The organism is Bacillus sp. AFS012607 (assembly GCF_002558005.1).
Lineage (GTDB): Bacteria > Bacillota > Bacilli > Bacillales > Bacillaceae_G > Bacillus_A > Bacillus_A thuringiensis_S.
Genome location: NZ_NTVM01000012.1, coordinates 1 through 20161 on the forward strand (window position 1 = coordinate 1; position 20161 = coordinate 20161).

Genomic DNA, 20161 nt, shown 5'->3' on the forward strand with positions numbered 1-20161 from the left:
TCAAGGTAACACAGGTGCTACTGGCGCTACTGGACCTCAAGGTGTTCAAGGTAACACGGGTGCCACTGGACCTCAAGGCATTCAAGGACCAACGGGTGCTACCGGCGCTACTGGTATAGGAGTTACTGGACCTACTGGACCTTCTGGTGGGCCTACCGGACCTACTGGGCCAACTGGACCTAGCTTCCCTGTAGCAACAATTGTTGTAACAAACAATATTCAGCAAACAGTACTGCAATTTAATAACTTTATTTTTAGTACTGCAATTAACGTAAACAATATTATCTTCAACGGCACAGATACAGTTACTGTTATCAACGGTGGTATTTATGTAATTAGCGTATCCATTTCTACAACTGCGCCAGGATGCGCTCCACTCGGAGTAGGAATTTCAATTAATGGAGCAGTCGCAACTGATAATTTCTCTTCAAATTTAATAGGCGACTCACTTTCATTTACTACAATCGAAACATTAGTAGCTGGTGCAAGAATTTCTGTCCAATCTACTCTTAATGAGATTACGATTCCTGCGACAGGAAATACTAACATCCGCCTTACTGTATTTAGAATCGCTTAAATTTCACTATATATTGTTTATGACAAATAAAAAAAGAGCGAGAAACTCGCTCTTTTTTTGTTATGTACAATAATTCATTACTATTCTAATTCAATTGAAACATTTTTTTGTGGTACAAATGTAGAAATTGCATGTTTATAAATAAGCTGTTGCTTACCTTCTGTTTCCAGTAGGACTGTAAAATTATCAAATCCTTTAATTAGTCCACGAAGCTGGAAACCATTTAATAAGTACAGCGTAACAAACGTATTTTCTTTACGGAGTTGATTTAAAAACTGATCTTGAATATTGATTGATTGCTTCATGTCGAATCCTCCTCTTTTTCTCTACTTACTATTATTCGACTTTACTTGTAACTTTCCTTCTATGTATCGTAAAATTTCTGACGTTTTTTCACCGTCTGTAACATCAAACCACGTGACATCCATTTTATTACGGAACCACGTTAATTGACGCTTTGCATAACGACGCGAATTCGTCTTTAATTGTGATACCGCATCTTCTAAAGAGGCTCGATTCTCAAAATAATCATAGATTTCTTTATATCCAATCGCTTGAATAGATTGACAATCTCGTATCCCTCTATTATACAGCCCTTCTACTTCCTCTAATAGGCCTTGTTCCATCATCAAATCCACTCGTAAGTTAATGCGATCGTATAGCATTTCTCGATCCATTGTCAAGCCAATTAATGAAACATCATAGAGTAACTCTTTTTCTTGTTTCTCAATTTGGTCACTCATTTTTTCACCCGTCGTGTGGAAAATTTCTAACGCCCGAATGACACGTCGTACATTATTTGCATGAATACGCTCTGCACTTTCTGGATCTACTTCTTGCAATTTTTTATGTACATATTCCACACCGCGTTCTAAAGCTAACTTTTCCATTTGCTCTCGGTATATCACATCACCAGCATCATCTGTAAACTGATAATCGAATAAAACAGATTGTATATAAAGACCGGTCCCACCAACTATAATTGGTAATTTACCACGTTCTGTAATTTCTCGAATATGTTTGCGAACACGTTCTTGAAATTCCGCGACAGAAAATGAATCTTCCGGATTTTTTATATCGACCATATAATGTGGAATTCCGTCCATCTCTGCTTGTGTTACCTTTGCAGTTCCAATATCCATCGTTCGATAGATTTGCATGGAATCACCACTAATAATTTCACCGTTCAACGCTTTGGCAAGATCGATACTTAACTTCGTCTTTCCAACAGCTGTTGGTCCAATGATGACAGCAACTTTTTCACGTTGCACTTCTCCCATAGCATTCAACTCTCTTTATGTAATATACTCCATCTATTGATTATACCCAATCTTACCAATTTTAACGGCATGATTGCAAGTTCTTTCATTTCGGTACATGAAATTACATATAAAAAAGAACATAGTTTGTCCAATTCTGCATATACATGATAAAAATAGTTTCGAGAGGATGAGTTAACTATGAAACAATCCACCATCAATTTTTCATCTTTGACAAAAGACCTCATTTTAGCTACTTCTACAAAAGAACAAAATTGTTCACAAGAGGAATTATACTTCGCCCTAAATTGTTTACTACGGGCTTTTCATTCTACTCTCCATGAAACAACATCACATCCAGAAAATAAAAATACAGAATATATACAAACACAATTTTGCAGTGCATATAAAATTATTACAGGTAAAACTATTTATCCCTTTCAATAATCCATAAAAAGCGGTTGCTTACATAATTTCAAGCAACCGCTTTTTATATTAATATCGATAACCTATTGTATAACTTTCACTTTTACAGATTTGCGCCCCCAGCTATTAGCACTACCATCTGAACCGACTAATACATCAATACGATTTCCTTTAATCGCACCACCAGTGTCTCCAGCAATCGCTTCTCCATATCCTTCTACCCATACTTTTGAGCCAAGCGGAATTACTTTCGGATCAACAGCAATTACTTTCATATTTGGATTTGCTGTCAAATCATGCCCCATTGCAGTTAATACACGACCACCATACGAACCATTCTCACTCGGATCTGCTGTATATGCCGTCGCTTCTACTGTAATTTCACGACCACCAGTAGGCGCACTTTTTTCAGTAGATTTCGCAACTGGTTTTGCAGCCGGCTTTTCTTTTACCACAGGTTTACTTGATTCTACATTCTTAATAGAATCGTTACTCTTAACAGACTCTTTATTCTTAACTGCTGTATTATTTTTAACCGGCGCTTCTTCTTGAGCTACAACTTCTTTCTTTTCAATTACAGGTGCCGTTCCTGTTAAAAATGGCACGTGAACATATCCGACTTTTCCATTGTAGTCGAATTGTAACCATTCATTTTGAACTTGATTCGTCGTTTCAATCACATCATCTTTATTAAGTTTACCTAAAATTTCAGAATCAGTATTCGCTCCAGCACGAACATTTAATACGCCCGCCGTTACATAATATGTGCTCCTTGTAAACTCAGCACTTACAAACGCTTCCTTACCGTTTAACTTAATTTTTGTCCATCCATTTTCTGTATTTATAACATCTAGTGTATTCCCACTTAACACTTTACCTACAAGCTTTGACTCTACATTTGGGTTTTCTCTAACATTTAATACGTCTGTTGTTACAATTGTTTCCGCTTTAGCAGAACCTGCAAAAATCCCAAGACCAAAAACTGCTGCTGTTGCTATACTTAATAATTTTTTCATGAATAGCCTCCATTTGCTTTGTTTTCGTATTTTCATTATAGCAACAGATTTTTAGAATTTTTAGAAATCACACAATTACAAAGCATTCGTAATATACGATTAATGAGCTGTAACATAAATTTCCATATTAATAAAATGTATTTTTAATACAATCTCCAATGGTTTTCATATATTTTTTACATACGAGCACAAGAACTTTTTCCAGAAAAAATTACAGTGTTACTTTTTTGTTACAAAAAAACCAAAATTCATTACATCTTTTACCAAAAAGCATCAATATTCCATTGTTAACCTATTTTTTTGTAATAAAAAGAAAGCAGCTACTAAAAGCTGCTCTCTTTTCATTTGTTATTGAACTTTCTTTTTCCAAACACCTAGCATAATAGCCGAGACAATCGTTCCAATTAATATAGAGAAAATATATAGTAACGGTTTATTTACTAATGCTATTACAAATAATCCACCATGCGGTGCCGGTAATGTAATTTGGAATAACATAGATAACGCACCTGCAATACTTGAACCAACAACACAACTTACGATTACTCGAACCGGATCTGCAGCTGCAAACGGAATCGCACCTTCTGTAATGAACGATGCTCCCATAATATAATTTGTTAAACCAGATTTACGTTCCGCTTCTGTAAACTTTGATTTAAAGAATGTAGTTGCGAATGCAATCGCAAGTGGCGGTACCATACCACCAGCCATAACTGCTGAGTGCACTCCAAAATTCTGTGCTTCTATTGCAGCAATACCAAACGTAAATGCCGCTTTATTAATTGGACCACCCATATCAATTGCCATCATACCACCTAAAATAAGACCTAGTAATATAGCATTCGTACCATTTAAACCATTTAACCACCCTGTCAACATTTCATTTAATGCTACTACAGGCGGAATTACTACTTTTTGCATTACAACTCCTGTAATCAATAATCCAAAGACTGGATATAACAAAACAGGTTTAATTCCTTCTAATTGTACTGGTAGTCCTGAAAATAATCTTTTTAACCCTAAAACAACATATCCAGCTAAGAAACCAGCAATTAATCCACCTAAAAATCCAGCATTCGCATTCGCCGCTAAAAATCCACCTACAACACCAGGCATAAAACCAGGACGATCAGCAATAGAGCTTGCAATAAATCCAGCTAAAATTGGTACAAGGAATAAAAACGCACCTGTTTTTCCTCCACCAATTGACATGAACAATTCAGCTAAAGGACCTTCCGCCTTTATACCACCAAACGAAAATGCTAGCGCTATTAAAATCCCGCCACCAACAACGAATGGAAGCATATTACTTACACCGCTCATTAAATGCTTATAAATTCCTAATCCTTTTTCTCTCTCAATACTTTCTGTTTTCCCATCCTCTTTTACACCTTTAAAGATTGGTGCATCTTGTTTGACAGCTCGTTTAAGCAGATTTTCCGTTTTTCTAATCCCATCAGCAACTGGCACTTGAATGACATGTTTACCAGCAAAACGATTCATTTCTACTTGTTTATCTGCCGCAACAATAATAGCTGTTGCACGTTCAATATCCTCTTTCGTTAAACCGTTTTTAATACCTGTTGATCCGTTCGTTTCAACTTTAATCGCTATTCCTAACTCTGCCGCTTTTGCTTTTAAGCTATCCGCCGCCATATATGTGTGAGCGATTCCAGTTGGGCAAGCTGTAACAGCAAGTACGTACGGTTCATTTCCTTCTGGTTTTGCAACTTCAATCTCTTCTTCTTTTTCATTCTCTTTTTCTTTTTCATTCTCTTTTTCATCAAATAGTTGAAGAAGCTCACTTTCATCCTTCGCTTCTAATAGTTGCTTGCGAAACCCTTCATCCATTAATAATGTCGATAAACGAGACAACGTTTCTAAATGAGTATTATTCGCTCCTTCACTTGCAGCAATCATAAAGAATAAGTGTGCCGGTTGTCCATCAAGCGACTCATAATTGATACCGCTTACACTTCTACCAAAACAAATCGATGGTTGTTTAACAGCCTTTGTCTTCGCATGAGGTATTGCAATACCTTCCCCTATTCCAGTCGTACTTTGGGACTCCCGCTTTAAAATAGCTTCTTTAAATTCCGTTTTACTATTTAAACGATTTGCCCCGTTTAATTTCTCAACTAATTCATCTATGACAGCTTCTTTATTTGAAGCTGTCATATCCATAATGACTGTATCCCTTTTTAATAGTTCTGTAATTTTCATATGTTGCTTCCCCCTATCGCTTAGCTACAATTACTTGCGACAATAATTCTTCTACTTTTTCCTTCTTACATAAATCAGCTGAAAATGCTGTTGCACTCCCTGTTGCAACGCCGTATTGAAATGCCATTTCAATATCTTTTGTCTGTTCATATTTGCCTACAAACCCTGCAACAAGAGAATCTCCGGCCCCAACTGAATTAATTACAACACCTTTTGGAACAGTCGCTTCATATATACCTTCTGCCGTAAATAATAAAGCTCCCTCTCCAGCCATCGATACGATAACGTGTTTTACACCTTGTTCAATTAATTTTCTTCCATAAGGTAAAATGTCTTCTACTGTTGAAAGCTCCACTCCAAACAACTCACCAAGTTCATGGTGGTTTGGCTTAATTAAAAACGGCTTATTTTTAATTACATGTTGCAGTGCACTTCCACTTGCATCTACTACTACACGAATACCTTTTTCAGCTCCAAACGCAGCAATTGATTCGTAAAAGGTACTTGGAATAGAGACTGGTACACTCCCAGCGAGTACAACACAATCTCCAGGTTGCATACTCTCAATTTTTTTCATTAACTGTTCGAACTGCTCTTTTGTTACAATAGGACCTTGGCCATTTAATTCTGTTTCTTCTTTCCCTTTTATTTTCACATTAATGCGAGTATCTTCATCTACTTGGACGAAGTTTGTTGTTACACCTTCCGTCTGTAATACCTCTTTAATAAATTGACCAGTAAATCCACCAGTAAATCCAAGTGCTATATTTTTAACACCTAAACGCTGAAGAACACGAGAAACATTAATTCCTTTTCCTCCAGGAAACTTCATATCTTTCTCCGATCGATTTATTGTTCCTAAATCAAAAGAAGGAACTTGCACTACATAATCAATAGATGGGTTTAAAGTAACTGTATAGATCATTGTTTATCAGCCTCAATTACATTGGTTTGTTTTTTATATTTTTCTAAATCAATTTCTAAATGGTTTGTAATAATATTTGCATCTTCAACATTTGCAATTTTCGCAAACGCAACTTCTGAAAACTTACTTTCATCAATTAAGAAATATCCTTCGTTTGCTAATGTTAATGCCATTTGTTTTAGGAGCGCTTCTTCTGGATCTGGCGTTGTAAAGCCAAGCTGTTCATGTACACCATTTGCACCTAAAAAACATTTATCAAAGCGATACTTCTGCATACTTTCCTGTGCCATAGCACCGATTAAAGCTTTCGTCCTACTCTTCATCATTCCGCCTAGTAAATACGCACGAATATTATTTTCAACTAAAGCTTCAATATGCATAAGTCCATTCGTAACGACAGTAACATCTTTATTGATTAAAAATGGAATCATTTCAAATGTTGTACTCCCTGCATCTAAATAAATACAATCACCTTGTTCAACAACGCTAGCCGCATAATTAGCAATTTGTTGTTTTATTTGAATGTTTTTGGATGATTTTTCAACCATCGTTGGTTCTTGCCCTTTTCCTGTTAAAACAGCGGCACCACCATGAACTCTTTTTAATAACCTTTGCTTTTCCAATTGTGCTAAATCACGGCGAATTGTCGACTCAGAGCTTTCTGTTCTTTCAACTAATTGCTGTAATTTTACAACTTTCTGTTCTTTTACAAGTTGCAATATCATTTGATGACGTTCAGGAGTTAACATTTTATTCACCTCTTCTTTGATTACAGTATAATGAAAACGGTCACAAAAATCAACCATAAACAATCAAAAATAATCACAAACATTCATAAACGCTTATAAAAAGCAAAAAAGAAACCTATTCGATCAAACAATCAAATAGGTTTCTTTTCTAAATTCACTTATAAAGAAGCTTTATATATACTTAGAACATCATCTTTATTTAATTTTTTAAAGTTACCAAATTCACCATACACCATCGCTTTATTAGCCATTATATCAATTTCATTTTCTCCAATACCGTAATCAGCTAATGTTGCTGGTGCTTCAATTGAAGTCCAAAATTGACGCAGTGCCTCAATTCCTTCTAACGCCACTTCTTTATCTGTTTTGCCATCTGTTTCTATATCAAATACACGAATAGCGAACTGTTTAAAACGACTTACATTTTCCTCTACAACATGTTTCATCCAGTTCGGGAATAAAATCGCAAGCCCACCTCCATGCGGTATATCATGAACAGCAGAAACTGCATGTTCAATATTATGAGTTGCCCAGTCACCTCTTACTCCCATCGCTAAAATGCCATTTAACGCCATCGTTCCGCAATATAAAATTGTTTCCCTATGCTCATAATTTTCTAAATCACTTAAAAGCTTAGGTGCTGTTTCAATGACTGTTCTTAAAACAGATTCACAATAACGGTCTTGTAGTTCTGTATTCGTTCCATGATGGAAATATTGTTCTAATACATGTGACATAATATCTACCATACCATAAATCGTTTGATCTCTCGGTACAGATGCAGTATGAACTGGATCTAAAATTGAAAACTGCGGGAATGTAACTGGGCTTCCCCATCCATACTTTTCATTCGTTTCCCAATTTGTAATTACCGAGCCTGCATTCATTTCAGAACCTGTCGCAGCAAGAGTAAGTACAGTGCCAAATGGTAATGCCTCACTAGCAAATGCTTTTTTCGTTACAATATCCCATACATCTCCATCATATTTGCTACCAGCAGCAATCGCTTTCGTACAGTCGATTACACTTCCTCCACCAACTGCTAAAATAAATTCAACTCCATTATCTTTACAAATTTGAATCCCTTTCTTTACAGTTGATACACGAGGATTCGGTTCAACACCCGTCAATTCAAATACTTCTACATTAATATCGTTTAAAATAGAAATTACATTATCATAAATACCGTTTCTTTTAATACTGCCTCCTCCATATACGAGAAGAACCTTCTTACCAAACTGTGGAATTTCAGTTTTTAACTGTTCTAATTGATTTTTACCGAAAATAAGTTTCGTTGGATTACGAAATACAAAATTTTGCATATTTCTTTACCATCCCTTCTATATGAAAAGCAACTATACTTTTGTATACCATATTTTTTTCATTTCACAAAAAGATTTGCTTAACAAAAAAGCCCCAGCCTAAGGGCTGAGACTTTTATTGATAATAAGGTGAGATCATTAAGTAAACAATAACACCAGATAAACTTACATATAACCAAATTGGCATCGTCCAACGTACAATTTTACGGTGACGTGTTAATTGATTTGTAAAACCAAATACAAGTGCAAACAATGCAAGTGGTACAATAATTGCAGCAAGGATAATATGCGTAATTAAAATAATGAAGTACACATATTTAATGAACCCTTCTCCGCCAAAATGTGTTGCTGGCGCCAAGTAATGATACGATAAATAAGAAAAACAAAATAGCAACGTCGTTGTAAATGCTGCGAGGATAAAACCACGGTGCATTTTCACATTCTTTTTAATAATAGAGTATAAAGCTGCTAATAAGAATACGAACGTAAAGCTATTAAAAATCGCATTTAACATTGGTAAAATTGTTACATCAAAATGTACTTCTCCTTCATAGCCAACAGGTCCAAAGAACAAAAATAAAATAATCGCATTTACAATTACAGAAAGCGTTATCACAATAGGAGCATAGCTTTTCTGATTTGTTGATTGATCCACCAAAATGGTCACTCCCTCTTCCTTCGAGTATGTATACATAACCTCACTATTTTAACATATTATTCACAGTGTAAATGTGACAATAGTTTGACACAGCAAGACAAGACAAAGAAAAAAATCCTTCTTAATAAAACTTCTTAAGAAGGATTTTATCGCTTTATTATTCAAATAGCAACGCGATTAATTTTTGTTAAAAAATGTATCGCTATATGCTTGAAAAATTTCAGACACTTGATATCCCATTAATGAAATTGCTGTTAATGAAAAGAAACCAATCATAAGAAATCGAAACCACATATAAATCTCCTCCTTGTATTTAGCTTAAAAAACGTTAGCTACCTTACAAGTTGCGTGGCACTCTTCATCATCACTTTCCTTCTTCTTTACAATTGCTGTTATAAATCGAATCATAAAGAATAGTACAAAAGGAAATTGTTCGTAATTCACATTGGCATAGTTTAGCAACGGCTCGCGCTGCACATCGAACGGAGATGAGAAGGAATAGAACATACCTTGCTCTTCCATATATACAATTACAATTTTCATGCAAAATACTATTCCTAGAAACGAAACAATATCTTGCCATTCTGTCGTATATAACAAGTTATACAGCTCTAATACGTACTCTTCCAACATCATCCCCCCCTTCCTTTTTTACCATTCTGCTCGCCTTCGTATAAAAAGTCAAGAAAAAAGTTTATATTCACTATGACAATAGTAATTACTTGTTTCTATGATTATATATGATTCTTTTATAGCAATGATTGGGTGTAACTCTCTTCTAAAACAAGAAATTAGAATCGAACAGATTCCTCATTTTTACTTTCGGAATTCAATACTGTACTATTTTTATTTCTATTAAAAATAAAATAAGAAATTATTATAAGAAGAGTAACAAGTATCGTTAATAGTGCCTGTGAACGTAAAGATTCAATTGCGATCATTGCAACTAAAACTGCTATAATCGCAGCAATTGTAACATATGTTACATATGGAAAAAGCCACATCTTCACTTTCAAATTTTGTTGTTCTGCTTTCCCCATTTTTTTACGTATCTTGAAATGTGAAATTGCTATAACGAGATAAACGAGTAATGCAATACCGCCAGATGCATTCACTAAAAATAAAAATACTTTATCTGGAGATATGTAACTAAAAACAACTCCAATGTAAGCAAAGAAAGTTCCAAATAAAACCGCCCGAACCGGAACACCACTACTATTCAATTTCAAAAATGCCTTTGGTGCATCTCCTCTTTCTGCCATTGAAAAAAGCATTCTTGAGTTCGTATATAAACCCGAATTTAAACAAGAAAGTACAGCTGTTAAAACGATAAAATTCATAATTTGTGCTGCCGCTGGTATCCCTATATGTTCCAATACCGCCACAAATGGGCTTTTTAGTATGTTCGCTGAATTCCACGGAAGGAGTGTAACAACTACAGCGATCGATCCAATGAAAAATACGAGAATACGCCAAATCACACTATTTGTTGCTGTTTTTACTGCTTTTACAGGTTCGGCAGACTCTCCAGCGGCTACAGCAACAATCTCTGATCCCATAAATGAAAATATAACGACGGTAATTCCAAGTAACACCGAACTTATACCATTTGGCATAAATCCTCCTTGCCCTACTAAATTCGAAGTGCCAGGTGCTTCCGTTCCTGGTACAAATCCTAAAATAACAGCAAGACCTAAGCAAAGGAACAAAACAATACTTATTACTTTAATAAATGAAAACCAATATTCAAATTCTCCAAATGATTTCACCGAGAAAACATTCGTCAACGTTAATAAAATCGTTAATATTAAGCTTAATAACCAGAGTGGGATTTCCGGAATCCAGTATTGAATAATACCAGCACCTGCTGTAGCTTCTATTGCAATAACAATTACCCAGAAAAACCAATATAGCCACCCAATTGTATAACCTGCCCATGGACCAATTGCTTCTCTTGCATATGTTGCAAATGAACCACTTGTCGGATTAATAGCTGCCATTTCCCCCAGCATTCTCATAACGAAAATAACTAGAAGCCCTGCTAATGCATATGAAACGATAGAACCAGGTCCTGCCGAATGCACAACCGCACCACTTCCAACAAACAAACCAGCTCCTATTACGCCACCAATTGAGATCATTGTAATGTGGCGTATTTTGAGGTCTTTCTTAAGATTTTTATCCAACTCTTGTACATCCCCTTCCAAACTAAATTTTGAAATTTATGTAAGAGTACTGTGCGAAAGATTTTGTCCTATACTTTAAAATATATCAAAATATTCTGAATTTAACAATTGCAATTCAATCTCCTTCAAAAATTATTTCATTAGGTTTAATACTTTCCCATACACAATTGTTGAGAAAATTATAGTCCTCTTACAAAAGAAAGAATTTTCAGATATCATTAAATAAACAAGATTATACATCTAGACAACTTTTTGTATAGGAGTGTTAATATGTTAAACAAGTTCAAATTTTTTTGTTGTATTTTAGTAATGTTCTTACTACTACCGCTATCCCCTCTCCAAACACAAGCAGCAAACAATTTAGGTTCAAAATTACTCGTTGGATACTGGCATAACTTCGATAACGGTACTGGCATTATTAAATTAAGAGACGTTTCACCAAAATGGGATGTAATCAATGTATCTTTCGGTGAAACTGGTGGTGATCGTTCCACTGTTGAATTTTCCCCTGTATATGGTACAGATGCAGAATTCAAATCAGATATTTCTTATTTAAAAAGTAAAGGAAAGAAAGTAGTTCTTTCAATAGGTGGACAAAATGGGGTCGTTTTACTCCCTGACAATGCCGCTAAGCAACGTTTTATTAATTCCATACAATCTCTGATTGATAAATATGCTTTTGATGGAATAGATATTGACCTTGAATCGGGTATTTACTTAAACGGAAATGACACTAATTTCAAAAACCCAACTACTCCTCAAATCGTAAATCTTATATCAGCTATTCGAACAATCTCAGATCATTATGGTCCAGATTTTCTATTAAGCATGGCTCCTGAAACAGCTTATGTTCAAGGCGGTTATAGCGCATACGGAAGCATCTGGGGTGCATATTTACCAATTATTTATGGAGTGAAAGATAAACTAACATACATTCACGTTCAACACTACAATGCTGGTAGCGGGATTGGAATGGACGGTAATAACTACAATCAAGGTACTGCAGACTACGAAGTCGCTATGGCGGATATGCTCTTACATGGTTTTCCTGTAGGTGGTAATGCAAATAACATTTTCCCAGCTCTTCGTTCGGATCAAGTCATAATTGGACTTCCTGCAGCTCCAGCGGCCGCTCCAAGTGGCGGGTACATTTCTCCAACTGAAATGAAAAAAGCTTTAGATTATATCATTAAGGGCATTCCTTTCGGAGGAAAGTATAAACTTTCAAATCAGAGTGGCTATCCTGCATTCCGCGGCCTAATGTCTTGGTCTATTAATTGGGATGCAAAAAACAACTTTGAATTCTCTAATACTTACAGAACATATTTTGATAATCTTTCCTTGCAAAAATAATAAAAAACAACAATAGGTTACATAACCTATTGTTGTTTTTTATTTATGTAAATTACTTTTTCACTTCTACATGATGAAGAGATTCTTTTTCATCTCTTACATAACTATTCACAAGACTTAAAAGTAATTTACCACCAATTAACATTGCTTGTTCATCAAAATCAGCACGTAGCGCTATCGTCTTCCCAGGTCTTCCACCTTCAATTACGCCGATTACTCCTCTGCTCCCGATATTTGTTTTCACATCAATATGAAAACTTTTTAAGATTTCAGCTATTTTTCTCGGCGTTTCTATTTCTTGAAACGCTAGCTCTGGATATTGATGAAAATCTCTTCGTCATGAAACTATTTGATTATATAAACTTTCCAATTCTTTATGCCATGTTTCTATCCTAGAAATTCCCCTTTCTTTATTTAACACTTTAAACGAAACTTACATAATATTCAGTATTTAACTATTAAAAAAAGAGAACTTTCTCTAAAAGTCCTCCTACTATTCTAGTCACTATTTTGCTTCAACACAAAAATTGAAAGTTCAGGTACACTCCAAAATCTAACAGGCATCCTAGTAGTCCCAATGCCACGATTTACATATAAATATAACGGCTTACTCTTCCCCTCTACTTCATACATACCTTCAACATAGTTCTCAGCTAGTTTGGTAGTAATTAACGGACCTACAAAAGGAATTTGGACTTGTCCTCCGTGACTATGTCCTGACAGTTGAAGATCAACTGGGTAACGATTGATTTTGGTTACAACATCCGGCTCATGTACTAATAACATGTTGAAATCATTTTGTTTCAAGTTTTTTAAAGTTGAATCTATTTGCGGCTTCCCTAATAGAAAATCATCCAAACCTGATATTGTAATATATTTGCCGTTTTCCACTTTAATTTTCTGCACTTCATTTACTAATACAGAAAAACCAGCTTCCTCCATATATTTTTTGTAAAATAAACTACCGCCCCCGCCCCTATCATGATTCCCAAACACAGCATATTTCCCTAAGGGAGCGTAAATTTTCTGCAAAATAGCCTTCGCTTCTTCTCTTTCCGCACTATAAGACCCAAATTTATCTATTAAATCTCCAGTAAAAACTACTATATCTGGATGTAATTCATTCATCTTCTCCACTAAATGTTCAAGTTGTTTCAGTGTAAACTCTGGTCCTAAATGTACATCTGAAAACTGTAATATTTTTTTATTATTAAATTCTTTAGGAATTGCAGAAGCTTCTATTTCATTCCACGTAACTGTTACTAATTTTCGTTCTATTTCTGTCGCATAATAATACAAACTTACTGGTATCATTAATATACTTATAAAAATAATAATAAATATCTTTACGATTGATTTTTTTCGTTCTTTTTTTACATGATTCGTATTCATGTTTTCACCTCTAGAAACACTTTAAATCCTTATTGTTACATTAATGTGACAACATGAACAATGTTATCAATATGTCGTTCCCTCTCTATTCACTTTGACAATTTTATACAGAAGTCATAACATATTTTTATAATACGTAGATTTTTGAATTTTTTCTATTCATTCCATCATTTTATTACGGAGGGGTTATTCATGTCTGTATTTACACCAGAAGAAATTACGAAACTTGCTGCGAATTCAGGAAGGAAAAAAGGTCATTTATCATTGCTCCCTATACTAATTCTTGGTTTTTTTGGTGGTGCTTTTATCTCATTAGGGTATTTACTAGATATCATGTTATTGGGACAATGCCAAAATATTGGGGATCATTTTCTAGTTTTCTAGGCGCTGCTGTATTCCCTATTGGTCTTATTCTCGTTATTCTTGCAGGCGGTGAACTAGTTACTGGTAACATGATGACAGTTTCTATGGCCTGGTTCCAAAAGAAAATTACTTTATTTTATTTCATACGAAATTTAGTTATTGTTACATTTAGCAATTTCATAGGAGCTGTATTCGTAGCCTATTTTTTCGGTCATATCGTCGGCTTAACTGAAGGAGCTTTTTTAGCGAAAACTATTTCTATCGCTCAAGCGAAACTACAAGATACACCATTGCAAGCATTTATTTCTGCAATCGGATGTAATTGGCTCGTTTGTTTAGCTGTTTGGCTCAGTATGGGAAGTAAAGAATTTATCGGAAAGATTATCGGTATTTGGTTCCCAGTTATGACTTTTGTTGCGATTGGATTTCAACACGTTGTAGCCAATATGTTTGTCATCCCAGCTGCGATTTTTGCCGGTCATTTCACTTGGGCTGAATATTTTCCAAACTTTATTTTTGTTTTCTTTGGAAATTTAGTAGGGGGTATGTTATTTGTAGCACTACCTTACTTCATATCTTATAATAAGAAACTACCTTCTCATCAAGAGAAGACTGAAATGAAGAACAAATCTCTATCCGCTTAAATGGAATGTCTATAAAGTGTCCTAAAAAATATTACAAATTTCATTTTTTTTGCGAATATATGTACGTACACTTGTTCTCGAATGTTTTATACGTTATAATAACAACTTAAATAGCATTATTTACATATGAGGTGAAAAACATGAACAAAACAGAATTAATTAAAAACGTAGCACAAAATGCTGAGATTTCTCAAAAAGAAGCTACTGTAGTTGTACAAACTGTAGTAGAATCAATCACTAACACTTTAGCTGCTGGTGAAAAAGTACAACTTATCGGATTCGGTACATTCGAAGTTCGCGAAAGAGCTGCTCGTACAGGCCGTAACCCACAAACTGGTGAAGAAATGCAAATCGCAGCTTCTAAAGTACCTGCTTTCAAAGCTGGTAAAGAACTAAAAGAAGCTGTAAAATAATGAAAAATATCCTTCTCATTTATGAGAAGGATATTTTTTTCATAACATAATTAATAAAAATCTGACCATTATGCTGTTTCTTTTGTTCTTTTATGCAAATAAAACCTTTACTTTTAAAAAAAGGTTTTGCGGTAATGCTCGCCTCTGTATATATCTCCCTATGCCCCAATTTCACTGCTTCTTTTTCTAACATCTGTAGTATGTATGAAGCGACTCTTTTCCCTTGATAATCTTTATGTGTAAATAAACGATCTACGTAATGATCATCGTTATAATCCCCAAATCCCAATATCACACCGTTATGATCCGCTACATAACTAATATTCTTCTCTAAAGACTTTAACCAGCTTTCTCTATCTAGTCGATTTGGTGCCCACGCCTGTAGCTGTAACTCATTATAATCTTTTGCATTAACCGTATGAACTGTCTCATAGAACAATTGTAATACTTGCTCTAAATCTTCTTTCTGAAATGTTCTAACTATAATATCTTTTAACATATATAAGTCTCCTTACCAAACTACCTCTTAACTTTTCTACTACATACGATTCCATATTTCTTCTTTATTATATCGTTTTAATTTCTATACGAACAAAAAAACAATACTTATTCAAAGTATTGTTTTTTAATTCTATTCAATTACTTTAATGTAGCTTTTTAAGAATTTAATTTAACTCTTTGTAATCTTAATGCATTTAATACAACGGATACAGAACTAAATGCCATCGCTGCTCCAGCAACCCAAGGTGCTAAGAAGCCTAATGCCGCGATTGGAATTCCTAACGCGTTATAAGCTAATGCCCAGAATAAATTTTGTTTAATATTTCTTATCGTCATTTTACTCATAAAGATCGCATCAGCAATACTATTTAAATCCCCACGGATTAACGTAATATCTGCCGCTTCCATCGCTACATCCGTTCCTGTTCCAATTGCCATACCGATATCCGCCGTAGCAAGAGCAGGAGCATCATTTATTCCATCTCCAACCATTGCTACTTTCTTACCTTGTGCTTGGAGTTTTTTCACTTCTTCTGCTTTTCCTTCTGGCAATACTTCTGCAATTACGTGATCAATACCAACTTGCTTTGCAATCGCCTGAGCAGTTTGTGTATTATCTCCTGTAATCATCACAACGTCTAGACCCATTTTTTTCAGTCTTGCGATAGCTGCTTTTGAAGTATCTTTCACAGTATCTGCAACGGCAACTATACCGGCATATTCTTTATCGATTGCAATAAGCATTGCTGTTTTTCCTTCTCGTTCTAGCGCTTCCATTGATTTAGAAACTTCTTCAATATCAATATTGAATTCCTTCATTAATCGACGTGTGCCAATTAATAATTGTTTTCCTTCTACAACTGATTCGATACCGAATCCTGGAATCGCTTCAAACGTTTCTGAACTTGGGATATCAATTTTCTTTTCTTTAATTCCTTCTACAATCGCTTCTGCAAGTGGATGTTCAGAATTTCTTTCTGCTGCCCCTACTAAACGTAGTATTTCTTCTTCACGGAATCCATCTGCTACAATTACATCTGTTAACACCGGCTTCCCGTTTGTCACAGTACCTGTTTTATCTAGAATAACTGTATCTAATCGGTGTGTTGCTTCTAAATGCTCCCCGCCCTTAAATAAAATACCATACTCAGCCGATCTTCCTGATCCTGCCATAATAGATGTAGGCGTTGCAAGCCCTAATGCACACGGACAAGCGATAACAAGTACGGCAATCATTTTCTCAAGTGCTCCGCCAAAATCACCAGGTGTAACAAATAGCATCCACACTGCAAATGTGATAATTGCAATCACAACTACAACTGGTACGAAAATACCTGAAATTTGATCTGCTACCCTTTGAATAGGAGCTTTTGAACCTTGAGCCTCTTCTACTACTTTAATAATTTGAGCTAATGCAGTATCTCTGCCTACCTTAGTGGCTTTCACTTTTAAAAACCCATTTTTATTTATTGTAGAACCGATTACTCCATCTCCAATTGTTTTATCAACCGGAATACTTTCGCCTGTTAACATCGATTCATCTATCGCTGACTTTCCTTCTACAATTTCCCCATCTACTGGGATTTTTTCACCAGGCTTTACATAGACGATATCACCAGCTACTACTTCTTCAATCAAAATTTTTATTTCTGTTCCATCTCGCACAACTGTAGCTGTCTTCGCTTGTAAACCCATCAATTTTTTAATCGCTTCTGATGAGCGCCCTTTTGCTTTCGCTTCAAATAATTTACCTAAAATAATTAATGTAATAAGTACCGCACTCGTTTCAAAATATAAATCTGTCATATGTTCCGAAGAACCAATAGATTGAATACTTAAATATACACTATAGAAATAGGCGGCCGACGTTCCAAGCGCCACGAGAACATCCATATTAGCACTTTTATTGCGTAACGCTTTATAAGCCCCAACATAAAACTGTCCACCAATGATAAATTGAACAGGAGTTGCAAGTGTTAGTTGCACCCAAGGGTTCATTAACATATCTGGTAAATAAATAAACGAAGTAAATGAGAAATGACTAACCATTGCCCACAATAATGGGAAAGATAAAATAAACGAAATAATAAACTTCTTCTTTTGTCGCTCAATTTCTTGTAATCGATGATCAGTTGATGCATCTTGATCATCTGGTTTCACTTCTAATTTATATCCTAGCTTCGTAATCACGCTCTTCATTTCATTTACATTAACTTCATCAGGATTAAAGTCTACTGTGGCTGATTCTAAAGCAAAATTTACTGTCGCCTTGTTCACACCATCTAACTTATTTAAACGCTTTTCAACTCTATTTGCACATGCTGCACATGTCATTCCTGAAACAGTAAATTCAGCTTTATCACTTACAATTCCATATCCTAACGATTCAACTTTTTCTTTAAATTGTTGCGGATTTGTTTTAGTTGGATCGTACATTATTTTTGTTTTTTCAAGCGCAAAATTTACATTTGCCTCATGAACACCTTCTACTTTTTTTAGACCTTTTTCAATTCTATTTGCACATGCCGCACATGTCATTCCTGATATTTGAAGATTGGCCTCTTTTTTTTCATTCATGTCTCTCACCTCTATATACCCTTATGAGGTATAATTATTAGCAAAATAAATCGTACTTCATTTAAAGTACGATTTATCTCCATATCTAAAAATAATTATTGAACATCGTATCCTTGATCTTCGATTACAGCAACGATATCTTTTAATGTTACAGCAGACGAATCGATAGTAACTTCAACAGTTCCTTCTGCTAATTGAACCTTCACTTGTTCAACACCGTTTAGCTCTTTCACACTGCTTTCGATAGCATTTACACAATGTCCACAAGACATACCTTCAACTTGTAATGTTAACTGTTCCATTTAAAATCCTCCTCTTGTTTATTCATTGTTTGTTAATCACAATTATATCTTACCATACCCCCCTAAGGTAATCAATGGTTTTATATCATGATTTTTCAATTATTTTCTAAAAGTTTATTTTACACACACTTTTTCACTACAATACACCAAAATCCAATATAAGGGTAAACAAAAAAACAAGCCAGTTAAATACTAGCTTGTTTTTACGCTTTTGAAAAACGTTCAAATACTGTCATTAATTCTTCAATTGCTTCGTCACCATTTCCATTTTTAATAGCTCCTGAAACACAATGACTCGTATGATTTTTGAGAACGCCCATTCCTACTTTTTTCATCGCTGCATTAATCGCTGAAATTTGCACTAAAATATCCACGCAATAACGATCATTTTCAATCATATTTTGAATACCGCGAACCTGTCCTTCAATTCTCTTTAATCTATTTATAATCTGTTCTTTTTCTTTTTCTGATCTATGTGTTACTGCTTCATTCTCTTTATGATCCATATTATCACCTTCTTAAAGTTTCTCTTCATCCAATAAAACAATTGTTTTTATGAGTATACCAATTATAGCATTAAATATCTACGCATGATACCCCATAAGAGTATATTTACACTTTATGCCTATTCTTAACAACTTATTAGCTTCTCAGCCTCAATTATCATGATACCCTTTCCTTTTTTCAAAAAAATAATAAGAGGGGATTATCCATCCCCTCTTATTATTCATCCATAAATACAAAAGTCTCAATTTATACGTGTATAAATTGAGACTTTTTTCCTTCTATATATAATTATTGCTGATCACATACTTTTTCATCATTCACTACTGAAGTTCCTTCCACGGTTACCGTATGAAAACAGTCATTTACACGAACTGTCACAACATTATCTTGCCGATCAATAACATGATATTCATTAAAATTTTTATTCAGAGCACTGCGAATTTGTTCTCCCTCATAAATTGGAATTCCATGTGATAAAACCCAAATAAGCCCAGCGATAGCAAGAATAGTTTTCATACGATCTACCTCCTTGAAAATATAGTGAACTTTTAATCCATGCTTTTGCAGCTCTACGAATCATGATTGGAATGAACTAAGCTTTTTTGGAAATAAGTTCATTTCGTCTATTTTATGTTTATGCTAATTGTGACCGAATTGTGACAACTTTTTGTCTCTTTAGACGAAAAGTTGAAACAAAACGTTCAAAAAGGACAATTCTACATATCAAAAAAGGTTATGGAACGTTTCATCCATAACCTTTTTAAGTCC

General features: G+C 34.8%; 20 protein-coding genes and 2 pseudogenes. 5 read left to right on the forward strand and 17 right to left on the reverse strand.

Translation table 11 applies throughout. From position 1 onward, the window contains the following. Window positions 1–577: collagen-like protein (locus tag CN409_RS13375; RefSeq protein WP_141527706.1), on the forward strand; the 577-nt coding region annotated here is incomplete at its 5' end. An 80-nt stretch (window positions 578–657) separates the two neighbouring features. Here CN409_RS13375 and hfq read toward each other — a convergent pair. Together hfq and miaA are read right to left on the reverse strand one after the other, a co-directional pair. After that, window positions 658–882 carry an RNA chaperone Hfq gene (gene hfq / locus CN409_RS13380; RefSeq protein WP_000813896.1) on the reverse strand — a complete coding sequence of 75 codons (225 nt, stop codon included), beginning with the start codon at window positions 880–882 and terminating at the stop codon, window positions 658–660. Between the two features lie 21 nt (window positions 883–903). Then, window positions 904–1857: a tRNA (adenosine(37)-N6)-dimethylallyltransferase MiaA gene (gene miaA / locus CN409_RS13385; RefSeq protein WP_000504954.1), complete on the reverse strand. Its 954-nt coding sequence runs from the start codon at window positions 1855–1857 to the stop codon at window positions 904–906. A gap of 180 nt (window positions 1858–2037) precedes the next feature. Between miaA and CN409_RS13390 the strand changes: the two genes are divergently transcribed. Next, complete coding sequence (locus tag CN409_RS13390) at window positions 2038–2283, forward strand: hypothetical protein (RefSeq protein WP_000814431.1); 246 nt, start codon at window positions 2038–2040, stop codon at window positions 2281–2283. Window positions 2284–2345: 62 nt separating this feature from the next. Here the strand turns inward: CN409_RS13390 and entD are convergent, their stop codons facing one another. From entD to gabP, 8 genes are all read right to left on the reverse strand, one after another. Continuing rightward, complete coding sequence (gene entD / locus CN409_RS13395; protein WP_000735455.1) at window positions 2346–3278, reverse strand: cell wall-binding protein EntD; 933 nt, start codon at window positions 3276–3278, stop codon at window positions 2346–2348. A 348-nt stretch (window positions 3279–3626) separates the two neighbouring features. Beyond that, entirely contained in the window at window positions 3627–5501 is a 1875-nt protein-coding gene (locus CN409_RS13405) for a PTS fructose transporter subunit IIABC (RefSeq protein ID WP_000704617.1), read from the reverse strand. A 13-nt stretch (window positions 5502–5514) separates the two neighbouring features. Beyond that, on the reverse strand, window positions 5515–6426 hold the full coding sequence (gene pfkB, locus CN409_RS13410) for a 1-phosphofructokinase (protein ID WP_086390343.1): 912 nt from the start codon (window positions 6424–6426) through the stop codon (window positions 5515–5517). Next, window positions 6423–7175: a DeoR/GlpR family DNA-binding transcription regulator gene (locus tag CN409_RS13415; protein ID WP_000957288.1), complete on the reverse strand. Its 753-nt coding sequence runs from the start codon at window positions 7173–7175 to the stop codon at window positions 6423–6425. Before CN409_RS13415 ends, pfkB begins: the two co-directional genes overlap by 4 nt. Before the next feature lie 158 nt (window positions 7176–7333). Next, the gene (locus CN409_RS13420; protein ID WP_086390344.1) at window positions 7334–8497 is read right to left on the reverse strand and encodes an iron-containing alcohol dehydrogenase; all 1164 of its coding nucleotides are present in this window, start codon (window positions 8495–8497) and stop codon (window positions 7334–7336) included. Window positions 8498–8612: 115 nt separating this feature from the next. After that, window positions 8613–9155 (reverse strand): DUF420 domain-containing protein, encoded by a 543-nt coding sequence (locus CN409_RS13425; RefSeq protein WP_097980908.1) that lies wholly within the window; start codon window positions 9153–9155, stop codon window positions 8613–8615. 318 nt (window positions 9156–9473) lie between these two features. Beyond that, window positions 9474–9788: a hypothetical protein gene (locus CN409_RS13435; RefSeq protein WP_002162598.1), complete on the reverse strand. Its 315-nt coding sequence runs from the start codon at window positions 9786–9788 to the stop codon at window positions 9474–9476. 158 nt (window positions 9789–9946) lie between these two features. Beyond that, the gene (gene gabP / locus CN409_RS13440) at window positions 9947–11341 is read right to left on the reverse strand and encodes a GABA permease (protein WP_000360100.1); all 1395 of its coding nucleotides are present in this window, start codon (window positions 11339–11341) and stop codon (window positions 9947–9949) included. Window positions 11342–11611: 270 nt separating this feature from the next. Between gabP and CN409_RS13450 the strand changes: the two genes are divergently transcribed. After that, complete coding sequence (locus tag CN409_RS13450) at window positions 11612–12694, forward strand: chitinase (RefSeq protein ID WP_044782938.1); 1083 nt, start codon at window positions 11612–11614, stop codon at window positions 12692–12694. A 154-nt stretch (window positions 12695–12848) separates the two neighbouring features. Here CN409_RS13450 and CN409_RS32355 read toward each other — a convergent pair. Together CN409_RS32355 and CN409_RS13465 are read right to left on the reverse strand one after the other, a co-directional pair. After that, window positions 12849–13085, reverse strand: a pseudogene (locus CN409_RS32355) (amidohydrolase); the annotation flags it as partial. 107 nt (window positions 13086–13192) lie between these two features. Next, entirely contained in the window at window positions 13193–14086 is an 894-nt protein-coding gene (locus CN409_RS13465) for a metallophosphoesterase (RefSeq protein WP_001095333.1), read from the reverse strand. A 192-nt stretch (window positions 14087–14278) separates the two neighbouring features. Between CN409_RS13465 and CN409_RS13470 the strand changes: the two are divergent. Continuing rightward, a pseudogene (locus tag CN409_RS13470) lies at window positions 14279–15093 on the forward strand (formate/nitrite transporter family protein). 140 nt (window positions 15094–15233) lie between these two features. Next, window positions 15234–15506 carry an HU family DNA-binding protein gene (locus tag CN409_RS13475; RefSeq protein WP_001043904.1) on the forward strand — a complete coding sequence of 91 codons (273 nt, stop codon included), beginning with the start codon at window positions 15234–15236 and terminating at the stop codon, window positions 15504–15506. A gap of 19 nt (window positions 15507–15525) precedes the next feature. Here CN409_RS13475 and CN409_RS13480 read toward each other — a convergent pair whose 3' ends face one another. The 5 genes from CN409_RS13480 to CN409_RS13500 all read right to left on the reverse strand — a co-directional run bounded on the left by CN409_RS13480 (window position 15526) and on the right by CN409_RS13500 (window position 19909). After that, entirely contained in the window at window positions 15526–16005 is a 480-nt protein-coding gene (locus CN409_RS13480; protein WP_000910172.1) for a GNAT family N-acetyltransferase, read from the reverse strand. Window positions 16006–16163: 158 nt separating this feature from the next. Then, complete coding sequence (locus CN409_RS13485) at window positions 16164–18584, reverse strand: heavy metal translocating P-type ATPase (RefSeq protein ID WP_097980907.1); 2421 nt, start codon at window positions 18582–18584, stop codon at window positions 16164–16166. A gap of 95 nt (window positions 18585–18679) precedes the next feature. Continuing rightward, window positions 18680–18886 (reverse strand): copper chaperone CopZ, encoded by a 207-nt coding sequence (gene copZ, locus CN409_RS13490; RefSeq protein ID WP_000436973.1) that lies wholly within the window; start codon window positions 18884–18886, stop codon window positions 18680–18682. A gap of 203 nt (window positions 18887–19089) precedes the next feature. Then, the gene (locus tag CN409_RS13495; protein ID WP_000349643.1) at window positions 19090–19392 is read right to left on the reverse strand and encodes a metal-sensing transcriptional repressor; all 303 of its coding nucleotides are present in this window, start codon (window positions 19390–19392) and stop codon (window positions 19090–19092) included. Window positions 19393–19681: 289 nt separating this feature from the next. Continuing rightward, window positions 19682–19909, reverse strand: coding sequence for a hypothetical protein (locus CN409_RS13500; RefSeq protein ID WP_000849105.1), 228 nt, complete (start codon window positions 19907–19909; stop codon window positions 19682–19684). Window positions 19910–20161: the final 252 nt, after the last annotated feature.